The sequence below is a fragment of the Solitalea lacus genome (genome assembly GCF_022014595.1).
Lineage (GTDB): Bacteria > Bacteroidota > Bacteroidia > Sphingobacteriales > Sphingobacteriaceae > Solitalea > Solitalea lacus.
The window spans coordinates 2,038,909-2,053,353 of the sequence record NZ_CP091740.1 but is presented as its reverse complement, the minus strand read 5'-3'; the positions used below and the strand labels follow the sequence as shown (position 1 = coordinate 2,053,353).

The window sequence follows — 14,445 nt, the reverse complement described above, 5'->3', positions numbered from 1 at the left end:
GTTTAATGACTTTGATTTTCATCCACCAGCAACACTTTATAACCGGATTTCACGGTCACTTTCGGGGCTCGAATACGTTTACCGATCAAACTCTTCGCCGCTTCAATACCTTCGCTGGTTACTTTTCCTTTTATTGATGCATCCAAGTCCGAGAAATCAATAGACTGCATGGACCGCTCAGCCGACTGTTGGGCAACTTCCCGGGTAATCGCTCCCGGTACATACAAACCAGGAATACCATCCAAATCGTATGCTTTTAGCCTTACCGGCAATAAAGCATCCTGATAACGGACACTGTTAATCAGAACCATAAGCCGTTCCTTACTGATTGTTGCCGTTCCAAAAATCAAATGCCCTTTGGGAATTAGCAAGCCATTTACAAAAGTGTCGGCCGCAAGTCTAAGTTTTATAACCGAACCGTTAACAATTGTTTGAGTTCCCTCAACAACTGCCGGGATTGCATTTTGCATGGCGTTATTTTTTTCCTCTTCTGCCAGTCCATAAAAACCATTTGACGAAGACAGTTGATTTTCCTTGATGTTACTTAACAATGAGACATGCGTGTGATCATTGCCGACAGTAACAGTAGGCAGCAGCTCATTTTCTTCCCTAGATTCTTGTTTGATTTTTTTGCGTACCCGATCAGGATGCTGTATATCCAGTATTTTGTTTAGCATACCGTTTAATTGCTGAAGTTCTTTGTCTTCACTTTCTGAAGAATTCATATTCGACATAAGTTGCTCTAATCGGTCGACTTCCCTGCTTTTTACAGAAACCGTTTTCTGTTTGCCTTTTTCGTTCTTTGGAGTTTCTGATGGCTGTCTTATTGCAGCATCCAGTTGCTCTAGCTTTGCATAGATAGCCGCCTCGTCCTCATCAACTTGTTTAGTTATTATGTTCGGCGAAGTTTGCAATCCCTTAATCGCGGAGACATCTATATTACTGGTTTCGTTTTGCAGCATAGGCTCATCATTTATATTCCGCTTATAGTAGGGGTCATTTTTAATCAGTTCCTTTAGTTTCTGAGAATCGAGAGCGGCCTTTTCATAATAACTCAATTTGGTAAGTGCTTTTTCCTCCTTAATTATTGCCTCCGGCAATGTAAGATTGAAGCCCTTTTGTTCTTTTGTTTTTGCATTTGCATTTGTGGCCTTCCCTCCTCCCAGCGCCCAAAATAAAAATGTCAAAAATGGAAGCGTCAGTAATGGCAATACCATTAAGAATTTTCGTTTTCGCAAAAACGCAGGTGAATGTTGTAATTTCATAACTCTTATTATTTTTATTGTGACTGATAAATTCGCTCGATATAAAGCAGGCTGTCAAGTAGCCTTTGATGCTTTTCAAAAAGACTGTCTTTTCCATTTGAAACCTTAGATAAATACATCTGTCTAACCAGAATTTTCTTCAAACTATCTATTCGGATAAATTCTTCCGGGGTTACAACAGGTCTTGAAACCTGGATTCTTTTCGAAAAGAGGTTAATTGATCCAGGTATTTTAGACGCTGGCAGGTCTAGGGGGTTATAGTCAGTCTTTACCAATCCATGGCTGATCAAATAACCATTCACCCCCAATGTTATTACTGCCACCAACACAAGTAAAATTCTTTGTTGCCGCTGTGTCATTCGCATAAAAAGCGCATTCATTCCATTGACCCACATCTGCTGCATGAACGAGATGACCTGGGCAATTTTTCGCGCCATGAGTTCCCGAACAATACTGTCTTCATCAGCTCTAGTACCTCTTTGCGGTTTAAACTTTAGAAATGCAGCCATTGCTTACCGGTTTTCAGTTTTCAAATCCCTGTTTTCGATGGTCTCCCATCGTTCAATCAAAAAGCCGTGTGGATTGTTATCCGATCGGGCAACATTCCTAAGAAACCCTTCGGTAATCAGGTTACGTAAAACAATACTGGTTGGGCGAATGATTCGCTGAACAGCATAACAACGAAATCGATACGGGTAATTGCCTACTTCAATTTTAATGCTGTCAACCCTAAGCTCCTGACTGATATTTGAAGCAATCAAGGTTGCAAAGAATCCTTGTTCTTTCAGGTTATCATAGGCACGTTTTGCGGAGATGTCGGCCATATAAAGTGCTTTTGTTATACCCGTCTGGATGACTTTATCATCCGGATCAAGTGTAAAGAAAAGCTGATGAAAAGTCTTTACATGATCCCTTGCTTCCACTTCAACATTATCTTTCCGATCATTAGCATATGCCTCCAAAGCTTTTCCGTTAGCAAGGATGTAGACCTTATTTTGCATTTGAGTTACCAGATGGAAGCTTTTATATAATGCAAATCCGCTAAGTAGCATACTTGTGGTGACAACCACTATTGTAAATCCCCGCACATAACGAAAAGCGGTATCAATGTTTTTCATTTGCTTGAACATACCCTTAGATTTTACTTGCCCGATAGTTTGTCATTCATATATCCCGAAGGATTATTGCTACTATTGCCTTCATTGAAATAACCTGAACTGGTTCCGCTAGTAGACATACTGTTTCTGATTTTCCCCGCAGCATTGCCCATAACATCAGCCACCATACCAGCACCGGCTGAGGCAGCCGCTACGGTTGTCCGTGATGAACTTCCGAGCATACTTGTTACTTTTTGAGTCAACCCTCCTCCTCCACCAGCATGAACAATGTAATTGGCAACCGATGGCACCGTAAAATATCCGATGATGCCGACTATCATGAATACTAGATAAGCGCCATCCGAAGCACTGAAAAACGTGTCTCCATATTCTTCCACCTGAGTGATATCAATCTTCAACATGTTTTCCTGAATTTTCCCAATGATGCTGCCAAAGATGTTGGCCACAGGTAGCCACAAATAGATATTAATGTAACGCGCCAGCCATACGGTCAAGGTATGCTGAAACCCGTCAAAGACGGCCAAACCAAAAACAAGAGGGCCTAAAATAGAAAGCACAATTAGTTGGAAGGTTCTAAGTGTATTGATGCAAAGCGCTGCTGCTTCAAACAAAACAGCCAGTATCTCACTCATCCATTCCTTTACAGAATTACGAAAGCTATAAGATAGTTTTGCACTGACAAACCGAAGATCATTTCCCAGGCCATCCAACACTCCTTCTTCTCCAGGATCAGCGTTATCATAAGTGTATTTATACCACTCGTCTCTGTTGCCAGCTCCCGATTCCCCAACGTACATTTGCCATGCCCGAGTCTTTTTTATTGCAGCTTCCTTATGCTCAAGCAATACCCGAATGGCTTTATCCGAGTCATCCACCATCGTAGAAGTTGCCCTTACTACCGGGTGCATCACTCCGTTAATTAATGCCAGTACCGAAGGGAATAGCATAATGCAGAAGCCCAAAACAAAAGGGCGAAACAGTGGGTAAAAATCTATGGGCTCAGCATTGGCTAAATGCCGCCAAACACGGGAAGCGATGTACCAGGTCGCCGCAATACCGGCAATACCTTGTCCAACACCTGTTAGCTTGCTATACAAGGGCATCATTTCTTCATACAACCGTTCAAGCACCTGGTGCAAGCTGCTCATTTCATCCGTAATGGTCTGCCCATGACCTAATGAGGGAATTAACAAGGTCTGGATTACAATTAGCACAATTATTCTGCTTATTCTCATTGATCTACAGATTAAATTTTCAATCACACTTATCTCATTCATTCTAATCTTAGAATACAAGCCATAATCATGGAGATATGAGGCCGTATAACTCTTGAATGGCATTGAGATTACGGCGCTCTTTCAAGCGAGCTAAAGAAAGCAACGTGGAGCTGTTATTGAAATTCCGAAGGAAACTCACTTTCTCCTGAAGACTCAGAAACAAATCGTCGATGGCCTTTAAACGTTCATCATCACTCATTCTGAGCTTACCGGCAGTAACAATCATCAAAAGACTTTCCAAATCATTTTTAATATTATCCAATAGTCTTTCGTATACATGAAACATATAATTCAACTCTCCAGGGGTAAAGCTCCCGCTAGCATTGAAACGGTTAAATGCCGATTTATATTCCCGAACCAAGCCCCTTTGCATGGTGATGATTTCTGCAATTCGTTTATAATTTTTGACAGTTGGGCTAACCTCCAAAAGACCGTCAAGAAAGGTTTTGTGAAGACTGAAATTTCCTTCCGACAAATCTTTAATAGTATTGTAACCCGTACTTACAACTTTGTAGCCCTTCTGCATGTCCTCCAATATTTGCTTGAATTGACTAAGCTTTTCAACATTCAACAGCAGTTGTTCAATCTCATATTGTTGAGCTTTCACACTCATTGTGTTAAAGCAAATCAGGATGGTCATCACACCACTTATAACAAATCCTTTCATCATAAACCGGTTTAAAATCATTCATTGATCCTTATCTGTATTGAGGAGGTTCATCCTGGTTTTCAGATCCTTTTGTTCTCGCTCTTTATTCTTTTCAAGGATTAAAGCATCTTGGCAGAATTGCACAGCAAAGACATTAACTTGTGTTAGTTGCTGATGCATTTTGTTAATCCTGTTTAGTCGTTCATCGTCCGTCATCTCCAGTTTCCCATCTTCCAACACCTCGAAAAGCTCGTCCACCAATCTTTTATTTCCTTGATCAATTCTCTGAAAAACTAGCTGCAAGTATTTCCGCTCGTTTAAATCAAATGTCTTATTGCGCTTAAGTTGTTCTTCCGTCTCAGTAACGATCTGCTGAGTGCTAAAATGAATTAGGATTGCTTCTTTAACTATAGGTAGATTTCTGATAACCGGATTTACATTTTTCAAAGCGTTAAAGTACCGGGTGTGCAAACCCAATTCTCCATTTTTAAATTGCTCAATCAATCCCAGCCCTTCTTTAGCAATCTTGTATCCTTCGTCAAGGTAGTTGGCGTAAACTTTTAAGGCGGAAATTTGCTGCAAAAGGTACTTCCTCTGCGTTTTCTTTTGGCGGAACCATTCATCAAAGGTTTGTGCTTTAATTCCTACTGCCCACATTAATAGTATTAATAGAATGTAAAGAGTTTTCATTATCGACTTTTAAAGCAGTTCATAAAATCGTTTGATAGCTTCAATGTCTTGCTGCTCTTTGGCCCTCATTAAACTCAAGCGAATATTCTGACGGTTGAATTTTACAAGATCATAAAACACGGCCTCTATCTGTTTGTCAGCCTGGTTAATGAGTTCAAGGCGTTTGGCATCACTCATCTGAGTTTGAAAAGAACTAACGAGCATGAGCAACAGGTCGATGTTTTTTGCACTTTCCTTGAGCATTCCACCATACACTTTTGACATAACATGCAGTTCTTCCGGAGTGAAATGTGTGTCGTTTTTCAAAAGGTTCCATGCCTTTTGATAGGCGGACAGAAGCCGGGCCTGTTTTTCTGAGATGGCCCTTACTTTTTGGTAATAGGTAATGATGGTTTTAACCTTGTGTAGTTCTTCAAAATACTCCTGATAAAGTACTTTCTGCTTTTCAGTCCAGTCGGTAATCTCCTGTAGCTTAAGCTTAGCCATTGCGTTCTCAATTGTTTTCTGTGCATTTTGCAACCAGATAGTTTTGTTCTGCAACCGCTGAATCCGCAGATCAACAGCCTTGATCACCTTTATAACGCCAGCTTTTATCACTTCAAGTATTCCTGCAGGAACCGTGGCATTCAATTCTTTGACAGGCATCAGTGTAAGCGTAAAGCAAAACATGATGGTAACTATTTTACGAATCGTCTTCATGGTTTACTCCTTTTTGTGATTATCCATCCCCAAATCCCTCACCAGGGTTGCTACTCCTTTGGCAATGCTGCCATATTTACGTGCATATTCCTGCACTTTCAGCTTTTCTGTTTCTTCTGTTGTATAAACAAAGTATTCTTCCGGTGATACTTCCGTACGGTAAACCTTGGAATACATCCCTCCAAGAGAGATAAAAACTTCTTTATATTTTCGGTCAGGGTCGTTTGCTCTATTGACCGATAACACCAAGGCTTTTTCCTTTTCGGTTAGTCCCAGGAGCTCTTGTATCTGATCGAACTTGTTTTGGTACTTGGACTGATCCAAAAGAATCTTACAATCGGCATTATTGATGATAGCCTGCTTTACTATGGGGCTGGTGATTACATCCTCAATTTCCTGGGTAACCACTATCGCTTCGCCAAAGAACTTGCGAACGGTTTTAAAGACGTATTTGATATACTCAGCCATACCTTCCTTGGCAATGGCCTTCCAGGCTTCTTCTATCAAAATCATTTTACGGATGCCCTTTAGCTTACGCATCTTACTGATAAAGACCTCCATGATGATGATGGTAACCACGGGGAAAAGAATAGGATGGTCTTTGATGTTATCCAATTCAAATACAATAAATCGCTCCTTGAGGAGATCAAGATTCTCTGTAGCGTTGAGCAGGTAGTCAAACTCTCCACCTTTATAATAAGGTCTGAGCACATACAGGAAGTTATTGATATCAAAATCTTTTTCCTTCACATTGTCATTAGCAAGAACCAACGTAAACTCATCCCGCAGGTACTTGTAAAAACTATTAAAGCCGGGAAATATAGAAGAATCCGATGCAAGCTTTTCATAATAGAGCCTAAGTGCATTAGATAGCGCCACGTATTCGCTACGATTAAATGTTTCGTCATCCTTTTTCCATAATGCCAGTAGCAGGGTTTTAATGCTTTCCCTTTTTTCGGTATCCAACAGATCACCCTCGCCGATGTAAAAAGGATTAAAACAGATCGGATGCTTTTCATCGTAAGTGAAATAATAGCCTCCAACCATATCGCACAGCCCTTTGTAGCTATGTCCCACATCTACCAGTACTACGTGTGTTCCCTGTTCGTAATAGGATCTAACCATGTGATTGGTAAAAAAAGATTTACCACTGCCACTAGGCCCCAATATGAATTTATTACGATTGGTACAGTATCCCCGCTTGATGGGTTCATCACTGATATCCACATGTAGCGGATAACCAGAAAGCCGGTCCCCTAAACGAATTCCGAATGGGCTTAAAGAGGAGCGGTAACTGGTCTCCAAATTCAGGAAACAACTCGCTTGTTCACAAAACGTATCAAACGTATCGTTCATTGGAAAATCAGCTGCATTGCCGGGAATACCTGCCCAGAAGATTTGCGGAGCACCTGCAGTTTCTAACTTTGCAGTGGCCTCCATTTCTGCCAGGGCTGAAATGACTTTATTTTTCAGTTCCTTCAGCATTGATTGCTGATCCGTCCAGACCAGTACATTAAAATGCGCTTTAACAGGTAATCGCTGATAACGGATAGCCTCATTCAAAAACTCATTGGTCGCATCTCGTGCGATCGCATTTTCTCGTGAATAGGCGGACAATGACTGCAATCGCAGCCGCTTGTTTTCAAATTTCTTCAGTGTCTGGACGCTGTCCTCAATAAAAATATACTGATTATATATATGATTACAGGAAAGCAGTTGCCCTAGTGAAGCAGTAAAACCCACACTGAACTTCGTTCTGTCGGTAGAATAACGATCATAATTGATTCGCGCTCCACACAGAGCTGGTAATTCAGTCGGTTCTGCAAGGGTAAACAGCTGGCAATATTGATTGCCGATTTTTAATTCCCGATCAAAGCTAATGTCTTTAAGCAGCGGAGGAGTTGTATGCTCAGAAAGTGAGTAATAACGTTCAATCAATCCCATCGTTTTTGATGCCCCCACAAGGTCTTTCTCCTTTTGGCGGGTTAATTTTACAAAACCGCTGTCTTCAAGAATCCTCGCAAATTGACTAGCTGTATCCAGAAAGTCATGTAAAAATTGCTGATTTATGGTTTGTGGCGGAACAAAGGATCGCCGCAACAGGTTGGAAAAAAGCGATGAACTCAGCTTTCTGCCCTCGGGCTTCTTGGTAAGCAGCAAATAGCATATGTGCTTGAGGTAAGGCCGCTCGTTAAAAAAACGTTCGCTGCTATGGGTCAGAAAGCTTGATTCCCTTTTTTCAAAATCTGCAGCATAACGACTTTCAATGAACCAGTCTTGCTTATGGAATACAGAGAATTTGGGCAGCACTTTTAGTGCTCTGATCCATGTCTGGTGAAAGGCCTCATATTCTTTATCTGACAGGGTAAACAATTCAGGCAATTCTGCCTGATACACCACAGTAATGTCTCCTTGCCTTGAAACGATACAATCATGTTCCACATCCATTATCGGTAAAATATCACTCATCTGCTTTTCCATACCCACCTATTTACCTTGCTGTTAATTTGTTCTTTTTAGAAAAATTCGGGATTGCACCTTTATCACTTTAGGCAAACTACGCTTGGCTAGCGCTTTCATCATTCCATGTTCTCCGTACTTATTGCTTAATGAGTATACATTGAAAATCAATAGCGTACCTAGAAGCATGACTATCCCAATACAGACAAATGAATTAACACCAATGATATAAAGAATGACAAACAGGATTAAGAGCAACACCAGGCCTGCACCCAGATACCAAATGTATTGCGCTCTTAGTCCCTTAAATTCAACACTTTTATTAATGCCTTTATTGATTTGATAGATACTGTTATTCATTTGTAGATGTTCTTCAAGTACTGTTCAATCGCTTTTCCGGACAAGTAAAGGCACAACATGTTGCACCTTTTGTCTAAGTAATGCGATAATTTCAGATTATTTATAGATCAGGTAGCTATAGCTTTTCCAGAAACAACCTCAGCATAGATCCTCTAAATGCCAAAGAAAGATTTGATTACTGTGGTGACCACTACAAGGAACACACAGCTGCCAAACCAGGCTGCCGCCACCTTGCCCGTATCGGGATCGCCGGCATTCCATTTCTGATAGACCTTTACAGCGCCTATCAAACCAAGGATGGCACCTATTGCATACATCAGGTTGGTTCCCGAATCAAAATAACTTCGCACTTGCTGGTTGGCCTCTTCAATTCCGGCATTCCCATTTTGTCCATAGGTGTGTAAGCTAATCAGTGCCAGGGCCACACAAGTTGCAAAGGCCGATAGTTTTCTACCCGAAAACTTTTTAAATCCATTTCTTACTGTTTTCATCTAACTATTTTTAAAAAAGTCAAAGACTAAGCTCCTTCGGCCGGCCTTCCCGCTGGTTGCGGGAAGGTCTTTGAAGGACTTCCGTGGTGTTTGTCATGCTCTCTCCACTAATTAAACCCATCCAAACACACTTAACAACACTTTTAACACATTACACGCTCCACCCACACATATTAGTGTTGTCTTTTCCCAGAAGCAATTTTCAGCGGACTGATGCATCCCCCGCACTCTAAATCCTCTTCACTCAGCACCATTCCGCATAATTCCTGGACTCTCTGTTAAGAAAATTGATGATAACAACCTGGCAGGCAGGCAGATGTAACCCCTCATGGCTCACCAGCTTCGCTTTTAACTGAGCAATCAGCTCTGCTTCGCTAGCATTTTTGCCTGCCATTTCCAGGATGCTCTCTCCTCTCTCACTTATCACTTCTTCTAATTCATCCAACCTTGAAAACTTTTGCGCTCCTGCACATCCATTTAGTCTAGGTACTTTTCATTCTTCTCTTTATGTTGTTCTTGATATCAGTGCGGTAATAAACGATGGTTACAATGATGTAATAAAGGATTGCCAAAAGGCCCAAACCAGTTATAAATTCGTCCCAAGTAATTCCGTTAAACATATCTTTTACTTTTAGTTTCATGTCTCGGTTGTGTCCCGACTACATAAGTAAAGATGGTTGAATACAAAGGGCATTTATGACACTTTGGAGTTAGCTAACAACTATTATTTAAAAAGAAAATTAGTTATTGATTAAGAGGGAATTTGAGAAAAAGGCAGTTGGTATTTTCATAATCAGCTCTGAATATATTTTTCAGCCATTTTTATGGAGATTTAAACCATGGTGATGTTACCTAACAAATCAGGATTACCGGAAATAATTTGGATGGTAAAAACGCTTAACTTAAAATGATTTAAAATAGCAATAGAAGTGTCAATGAGTAGAGCTCGGGGGATATTAAAAGTCAGCATTGCTGGTAAAATGAAGGACTGCCATTTTAGGCAGCCCTTTTAACTTTTATTTAAGATTCGTTTGAACCTGACCTCTTATTTCCCCGTTAGGATTAGTTGGTGTATGAATGTTTAAATACCAATTTCCATCCAATAATTGTCGTTCCTGATCTTCAGTTAGCGTAGCTTGAGAAGAATAACTTCCTGCAGCAGCAGCAGGAAAACCTTGAATAGTTAACGTTGGAGAAGCACTAACACCAGGGGCTGCCGGTCCATGAAAGTGCATTGCTGAGGCAGCACCTGTTAAATTACTCCAAGTAATGGAATAAGTAAGCAAGTTTATATCGCCATCATATGTACCTGATAGCGACCCAGTAGCAACACTGATAACAGGCGGAACTTCAGATTGAGCATTAAGAACCCCACTAACATCGAACATACTGGTATTAATAATCGGGTTTGAATCGTCCTCACTACAAGAGGTTGTTAAGGGTAATGTAAATGCTAGCGCCATTCCTAGAAGGACTAGCATTTTAATAGGAATCATTCTATTGCTTAGCATTTTGAAAATGTTTGGTCCTCAAAGAGTATTCACAAACACCTTGCCATCAAACACTTGATTATCAATAACATAAAGCATATAACAAAAATAACCGGTTTAGAATATCCCGATTTTGTTCATAAATTTCAACAAGTACGTTCGGGACTGGCACCCTAAAGCTATTGCCCATGCCGTGCACACTCAAAAGAAAAAGCCTCGTATAAATAGAGGCTTCATCTATTACTCCTTTCCTACGCCAGTATTACCCAGTTCAAGTATAAGGGTATGATCTCAGCCTCCAAAAAAAGAAGCACCCCTCGAGTAACATAATATATAGTGAAAACTTCATGCCATTAACTTTTTTAGTCTGATAAGGCTTTTTCGTCATTTAATTAGTCAATTAATTCCAGGTTCGAGAAGAAATTACACAGAGTGTATAAGAAATTTCATACTTAAGGCTGGCATATTTTTTTTAAAAAATCTTGATACTAGGCAAAATAATTACTGGCACTTGCAGTTAATTGCCTGCACCCAAAAAGGCTGTCCTTTTAAGACAGCCTCCACATTTACCAATGACATGCCCTTGGGGCATTTTCATTTTTAACTATTCTTGCTTTTTAATAAAAGCTCATATCGGCATCATCCATTCTTTTTTCCAAACGTTCTTTAAGCACATCTAAAAATACCGTTCGATTCTTTTTGCGAATACGCATTCCCTGATAAACTCGATAGAAGTTTCCTAATTGTATATTGAACATTCGTTCAAGATTAGTAATAATATGCTTAACATCTGCTTTCCCGAAATTTACGCAGCCGCTAGACTGAAGTGCATAGGCCAGCTCGATCAGCGATGCTTTGGAGTCCGTCCATGTGGAGGAAACTTCTTTGGACTTGACCGGTTGAAGTTCAATTTCATCCAGCGCCATTAATGATTGATTAACATATTCCTTTAATTGCTCAAACGCTTGTAGTTTGGCCAGTTTGGAACTGTATATGGTTGAAAAATTGGGATCCATATCCAATAAATATTCCGGAAGCATGGGAATACAGCTCTTGTTTCTTAAATAAAACAGTTCGTCCATATGGCTTTTGTTTGTTCGGTAATAGGTGTATAAGAAATTGTTCCGGTCAAAAAAAAGCCTTAATCGGTCTAACTCCTGCAGATAGTAGTTCCTTTGCCCCTCTTTACCTCCAAATGGTTTGGAAGCTTCAAGATGAAATACCTCTATAAAATAGATCAACTCCCTCAGAAATAATGGCTTGATTTCCTTAAAGAATTCAATTTCTTCCGACGTGGTTTTAAAACGATAATTAAACAAAAAGTCTTTGAGCTCTTGTAAGGCTGATTCGGCAATGTAAAACGACTTTTCAGCTCTTTGCAATATGTTTTCCGATTCAATAGCACATAATTGCAAGCGTTCATTCATACGGACGTAAAGATTTGTTTTAAAATGGTTCATAAGCATGTAGGATTTAGATGATAAATGAATCAATCATAGGTTTATTATGCTTTTTACTTCAACTGTGCTCTTTTAAATAAGTTCCAATTAATAAGGCTAGTACACATAGTTGAATAAAAGTTTTTTTTAATTTACTAAAAACCATATGAATGAAACTATTGCATTAAAGTCCCTCCCATTTTTATATAAAGAATCAGTCAGACTAGCCAACAATTAACTCAATTTATAAATGGTTAATTATTAATAATTTATAAAAACAATTTCTTAATTATCATTCCCAAAAACTATAAATAGTATATTTTCTAAGATGTTCATTTATTGATTATTGTCAACGTCTATATTGACAGATCTATAACTAGAAATTTTATATATCAGACTAATTTTATTTGATCAAAACGGTCTGATATGAAAAAGATAGAATGGTCAACTGGAATCATTACCGCCTTAATAATTTCCCTTTTCTCCTATGCAGCTCTTAGTAAACTCTTAACCTTTGAGGAATTTAAGAATGAGCTGGGAAAATCTCCCTTGCTAAGTGACTTCCCACAATTGGTGGCTGGGTTTATTATTATTTCTGAAGTCCTATTGGTAATCGTATTACTGAATAGAAAATTCAGGATTTACGGACTTTATGGTTCTTTATTTCTAATGATACTCTTCACTTCTTATCTCATCATCACTATCAACTTCAGCTATTATGTTCCCTGTTCCTGTGGTGGCATTCTAGCTGAATTATCCTGGAATCAGCACATTTTTTTCAACAGCATCTTTATTATCCTATCTATCCTTGGCATCTATTTAAGCTCATCAACCTCCAATCTGAATAATGCAAATTCAAAAATATTGGCCAATCAGGGGAAAGCTGAAAACCTGTGAAACAGAGTAAGCATCTATTTTCATCTAGAGTTTTTGTTGCTTTTTGAGTTAATAAAGCATCCTCTATTATGAGAAAGTTAAAAGTTAGTTTAGCTGTAGCAGCTATTGTTTTAGGCATCGGTTCTGCATTTGCCACTAGTGGCAACGTTTTGCTGGAGAAATGCAAAGGCAATGTTCAACCTACAGAGTGTCAAGGTGGTGATATAGCCTGTTGTTATATTAACACTCCGCAAGGACAGGTAACCTTCTTCAGGGAACTGGCACCGCAAAAGTAACCAATGTTGAAGCCAGGGAAACCTGGCTTCATTTATTTCATAGTTAATCATCTTCAGACAATGAAAAAGAAGCAAACAATAAGTATCCTGATTATTAGCAGTATTGCAATAGGATTGGTATTTACTTTATACCTTTTATATGGAAAGCCCCAAAACCAAAAAAATGATTTTACCAGAAACATACTGGATTTAGATTTAAAGGTCGAAAGTGAATTAGAAAATAACCTATTATACAATCAATTGATTGGAGAGTATAAAGGGAGGCTTTATTTCAGATCGCGGCAACCACAAAAAATTATAACAGCAGACTTATTGTTAAAAGAAAAAGAACCTTTGACTATTGGATTTGATGCTCCTGAAAATCTTGCTCCGGCTTTTACCTGCACGATACTAAACGACGATCTATATACCCTTGGAGGGAATGTTCCTTGCATCATTAAGTATGATTTAAGCACCGGACGAATCCAATACTATAACCTACCATATCATTTCACTAAGGGAGTTATCATATCGCCCTCTACTATGATCATAAGATCGGAAGGAAGCACAAAAGGGACACAGGTTTTTCGAAAAATTCATTTCCCAACAGGTCGACAACTAAAAGAAAATTCAGAGGAATTACCTCTACATCCTGATGGCGGATTTGCCACGGATGGTAGGTTGACCTTTGATAAACAAACGAATCAAGTATATTATACGCACTTTTATAAAAATGCGATTCTTAGCCTTGATACGAACCTTACCTTGGTCAACAAATTCAAGACTATTGACACTTGCATTTCATCCCCAATAAAGGCAACCTCATCTACCGACGGCCAGTCGACTGTTTATAACCTAAGTGCTCCTCCCATTTATGTAAACGGATCTGTCACTATATATGCTGGTAAATTATTTGTCAATTCAATGCTTAAAGCTGATAATGAAACAGATTCATCATTTAACAATAATGCGGTAATTGATGTCTATAATTTAGAAAACGGCAACTATCGTGGTAGTTTTTACATTCCTAGTCATAAAGGCCAAAAATTGATCTCTTTTAGTTTCAATAAGGATAAGCTACTGGTTTTTTATAAAAATCGGGTGGTAAAAATTACGATTAGAAAGCCCCAGACATTAGAATAAAGGCTGTGATTAAACATATTTTAAACAGCATTACTAAATAATGTAACCATGACAGCATCAACAATTGGCCATTATTCTTGGTATTCCCTAAAGTTCTTTTTCTTATTCCATTGACAAGATTTCCAGGATTCATCTGGCTAATTTTAGTTGGCTTCAAACTACCAAAAACAAAGTTGCGTACCTCCGAAATGGAAAAAAAATTAATCAGCTGTT

The 14,445-nt window shown here is 39.1% G+C and carries 17 protein-coding genes and 1 riboswitch; of the genes, 3 read left to right on the top strand and 14 right to left on the bottom strand.

What is annotated here, in order from left to right:
* Nucleotides 1-2 precede the first annotated feature (2 nt).
* From traM to L2B55_RS08685, 14 genes are all read right to left on the bottom strand, one after another.
* A complete protein-coding gene (traM, locus tag L2B55_RS08750) occupies nucleotides 3-1,265 on the bottom strand; it encodes a conjugative transposon protein TraM (RefSeq protein ID WP_237850156.1) in 1,263 nt (420 codons plus the stop codon).
* A gap of 14 nt (nucleotides 1,266-1,279) precedes the next feature.
* Complete coding sequence (locus tag L2B55_RS08745; protein WP_237850155.1) at nucleotides 1,280-1,774, bottom strand: hypothetical protein; 495 nt, start codon at nucleotides 1,772-1,774, stop codon at nucleotides 1,280-1,282.
* A 3-nt stretch (nucleotides 1,775-1,777) separates the two neighbouring features.
* The gene (gene traK, locus L2B55_RS08740; RefSeq protein WP_237850154.1) at nucleotides 1,778-2,395 is read right to left on the bottom strand and encodes a conjugative transposon protein TraK; all 618 of its coding nucleotides are present in this window, start codon (nucleotides 2,393-2,395) and stop codon (nucleotides 1,778-1,780) included.
* 11 nt (nucleotides 2,396-2,406) lie between these two features.
* Nucleotides 2,407-3,618, bottom strand: coding sequence for a conjugative transposon protein TraJ (gene traJ, locus L2B55_RS08735; RefSeq protein WP_237850153.1), 1,212 nt, complete (start codon nucleotides 3,616-3,618; stop codon nucleotides 2,407-2,409).
* Between the two features lie 67 nt (nucleotides 3,619-3,685).
* Nucleotides 3,686-4,300 (bottom strand): TerB family tellurite resistance protein, encoded by a 615-nt coding sequence (locus L2B55_RS08730; RefSeq protein WP_476749663.1) that lies wholly within the window; start codon nucleotides 4,298-4,300, stop codon nucleotides 3,686-3,688.
* A gap of 48 nt (nucleotides 4,301-4,348) precedes the next feature.
* The gene (locus L2B55_RS08725; protein ID WP_237850151.1) at nucleotides 4,349-4,999 is read right to left on the bottom strand and encodes a hypothetical protein; all 651 of its coding nucleotides are present in this window, start codon (nucleotides 4,997-4,999) and stop codon (nucleotides 4,349-4,351) included.
* A 9-nt stretch (nucleotides 5,000-5,008) separates the two neighbouring features.
* Nucleotides 5,009-5,698: a conjugal transfer protein TraI gene (locus tag L2B55_RS08720; protein ID WP_237850150.1), complete on the bottom strand. Its 690-nt coding sequence runs from the start codon at nucleotides 5,696-5,698 to the stop codon at nucleotides 5,009-5,011.
* Between the two features lie 3 nt (nucleotides 5,699-5,701).
* Nucleotides 5,702-8,179, bottom strand: coding sequence for a TraG family conjugative transposon ATPase (locus tag L2B55_RS08715; RefSeq protein ID WP_237850149.1), 2,478 nt, complete (start codon nucleotides 8,177-8,179; stop codon nucleotides 5,702-5,704).
* Between the two features lie 21 nt (nucleotides 8,180-8,200).
* Nucleotides 8,201-8,518: a DUF4133 domain-containing protein gene (locus tag L2B55_RS08710; protein ID WP_237850148.1), complete on the bottom strand. Its 318-nt coding sequence runs from the start codon at nucleotides 8,516-8,518 to the stop codon at nucleotides 8,201-8,203.
* Between the two features lie 152 nt (nucleotides 8,519-8,670).
* Nucleotides 8,671-9,009, bottom strand: coding sequence for a DUF4134 domain-containing protein (locus L2B55_RS08705; protein WP_237850147.1), 339 nt, complete (start codon nucleotides 9,007-9,009; stop codon nucleotides 8,671-8,673).
* Between the two features lie 244 nt (nucleotides 9,010-9,253).
* Complete coding sequence (locus L2B55_RS08700) at nucleotides 9,254-9,454, bottom strand: hypothetical protein (protein ID WP_237850146.1); 201 nt, start codon at nucleotides 9,452-9,454, stop codon at nucleotides 9,254-9,256.
* A 37-nt stretch (nucleotides 9,455-9,491) separates the two neighbouring features.
* Nucleotides 9,492-9,650, bottom strand: coding sequence for a hypothetical protein (locus tag L2B55_RS08695; RefSeq protein ID WP_237850145.1), 159 nt, complete (start codon nucleotides 9,648-9,650; stop codon nucleotides 9,492-9,494).
* 375 nt (nucleotides 9,651-10,025) lie between these two features.
* On the bottom strand, nucleotides 10,026-10,520 hold the full coding sequence (locus L2B55_RS08690; RefSeq protein WP_237850144.1) for a CHRD domain-containing protein: 495 nt from the start codon (nucleotides 10,518-10,520) through the stop codon (nucleotides 10,026-10,028).
* A gap of 209 nt (nucleotides 10,521-10,729) precedes the next feature.
* Nucleotides 10,730-10,827: riboswitch (TPP riboswitch) on the bottom strand.
* A gap of 289 nt (nucleotides 10,828-11,116) precedes the next feature.
* Nucleotides 11,117-11,959 (bottom strand): RteC domain-containing protein, encoded by an 843-nt coding sequence (locus L2B55_RS08685; RefSeq protein WP_237850143.1) that lies wholly within the window; start codon nucleotides 11,957-11,959, stop codon nucleotides 11,117-11,119.
* 405 nt (nucleotides 11,960-12,364) lie between these two features.
* On the opposite strand from L2B55_RS08685, the gene L2B55_RS08680 reads away from it, so the two are divergent.
* The 3 genes from L2B55_RS08680 to L2B55_RS08670 all read left to right on the top strand — a co-directional run bounded on the left by L2B55_RS08680 (nucleotide 12,365) and on the right by L2B55_RS08670 (nucleotide 14,232).
* Nucleotides 12,365-12,835 carry a MauE/DoxX family redox-associated membrane protein gene (locus L2B55_RS08680; RefSeq protein WP_237850142.1) on the top strand — a complete coding sequence of 157 codons (471 nt, stop codon included), beginning with the start codon at nucleotides 12,365-12,367 and terminating at the stop codon, nucleotides 12,833-12,835.
* A gap of 68 nt (nucleotides 12,836-12,903) precedes the next feature.
* Complete coding sequence (locus tag L2B55_RS08675) at nucleotides 12,904-13,110, top strand: DUF6520 family protein (protein WP_237850141.1); 207 nt, start codon at nucleotides 12,904-12,906, stop codon at nucleotides 13,108-13,110.
* Between the two features lie 60 nt (nucleotides 13,111-13,170).
* A complete protein-coding gene (locus L2B55_RS08670) occupies nucleotides 13,171-14,232 on the top strand; it encodes a hypothetical protein (protein WP_237850140.1) in 1,062 nt (353 codons plus the stop codon).
* Nucleotides 14,233-14,445 lie beyond the last annotated feature (213 nt).

Excerpts from the sequence above, each read along its gene's own strand:
- traM (WP_237850156.1), bottom strand. The coding sequence starts at position 1,265 with ATGAAATTACAACATTCACCTGCGTTTTTGCGAAAACGAAAATTCTTA.
- L2B55_RS08745 (WP_237850155.1), bottom strand. The coding sequence starts at position 1,774 with ATGGCTGCATTTCTAAAGTTTAAACCGCAAAGAGGTACTAGAGCTGAT.
- traK (WP_237850154.1), bottom strand. The coding sequence starts at position 2,395 with ATGTTCAAGCAAATGAAAAACATTGATACCGCTTTTCGTTATGTGCGG.
- traJ (WP_237850153.1), bottom strand. The coding sequence starts at position 3,618 with ATGAGAATAAGCAGAATAATTGTGCTAATTGTAATCCAGACCTTGTTA.
- L2B55_RS08730 (WP_476749663.1), bottom strand. The coding sequence starts at position 4,300 with ATGACCATCCTGATTTGCTTTAACACAATGAGTGTGAAAGCTCAACAA.
- L2B55_RS08725 (WP_237850151.1), bottom strand. The coding sequence starts at position 4,999 with ATGAAAACTCTTTACATTCTATTAATACTATTAATGTGGGCAGTAGGA.
- L2B55_RS08720 (WP_237850150.1), bottom strand. The coding sequence starts at position 5,698 with ATGAAGACGATTCGTAAAATAGTTACCATCATGTTTTGCTTTACGCTT.
- L2B55_RS08715 (WP_237850149.1), bottom strand. The coding sequence starts at position 8,179 with ATGGAAAAGCAGATGAGTGATATTTTACCGATAATGGATGTGGAACAT.
- L2B55_RS08710 (WP_237850148.1), bottom strand. The coding sequence starts at position 8,518 with ATGAATAACAGTATCTATCAAATCAATAAAGGCATTAATAAAAGTGTT.
- L2B55_RS08705 (WP_237850147.1), bottom strand. The coding sequence starts at position 9,009 with ATGAAAACAGTAAGAAATGGATTTAAAAAGTTTTCGGGTAGAAAACTA.
- L2B55_RS08695 (WP_237850145.1), bottom strand. The coding sequence starts at position 9,650 with ATGAAACTAAAAGTAAAAGATATGTTTAACGGAATTACTTGGGACGAA.
- L2B55_RS08690 (WP_237850144.1), bottom strand. The coding sequence starts at position 10,520 with ATGCTAAGCAATAGAATGATTCCTATTAAAATGCTAGTCCTTCTAGGA.
- L2B55_RS08685 (WP_237850143.1), bottom strand. The coding sequence starts at position 11,959 with ATGAACCATTTTAAAACAAATCTTTACGTCCGTATGAATGAACGCTTG.
- L2B55_RS08680 (WP_237850142.1), top strand. The coding sequence starts at position 12,365 with ATGAAAAAGATAGAATGGTCAACTGGAATCATTACCGCCTTAATAATT.
- L2B55_RS08675 (WP_237850141.1), top strand. The coding sequence starts at position 12,904 with ATGAGAAAGTTAAAAGTTAGTTTAGCTGTAGCAGCTATTGTTTTAGGC.
- L2B55_RS08670 (WP_237850140.1), top strand. The coding sequence starts at position 13,171 with ATGAAAAAGAAGCAAACAATAAGTATCCTGATTATTAGCAGTATTGCA.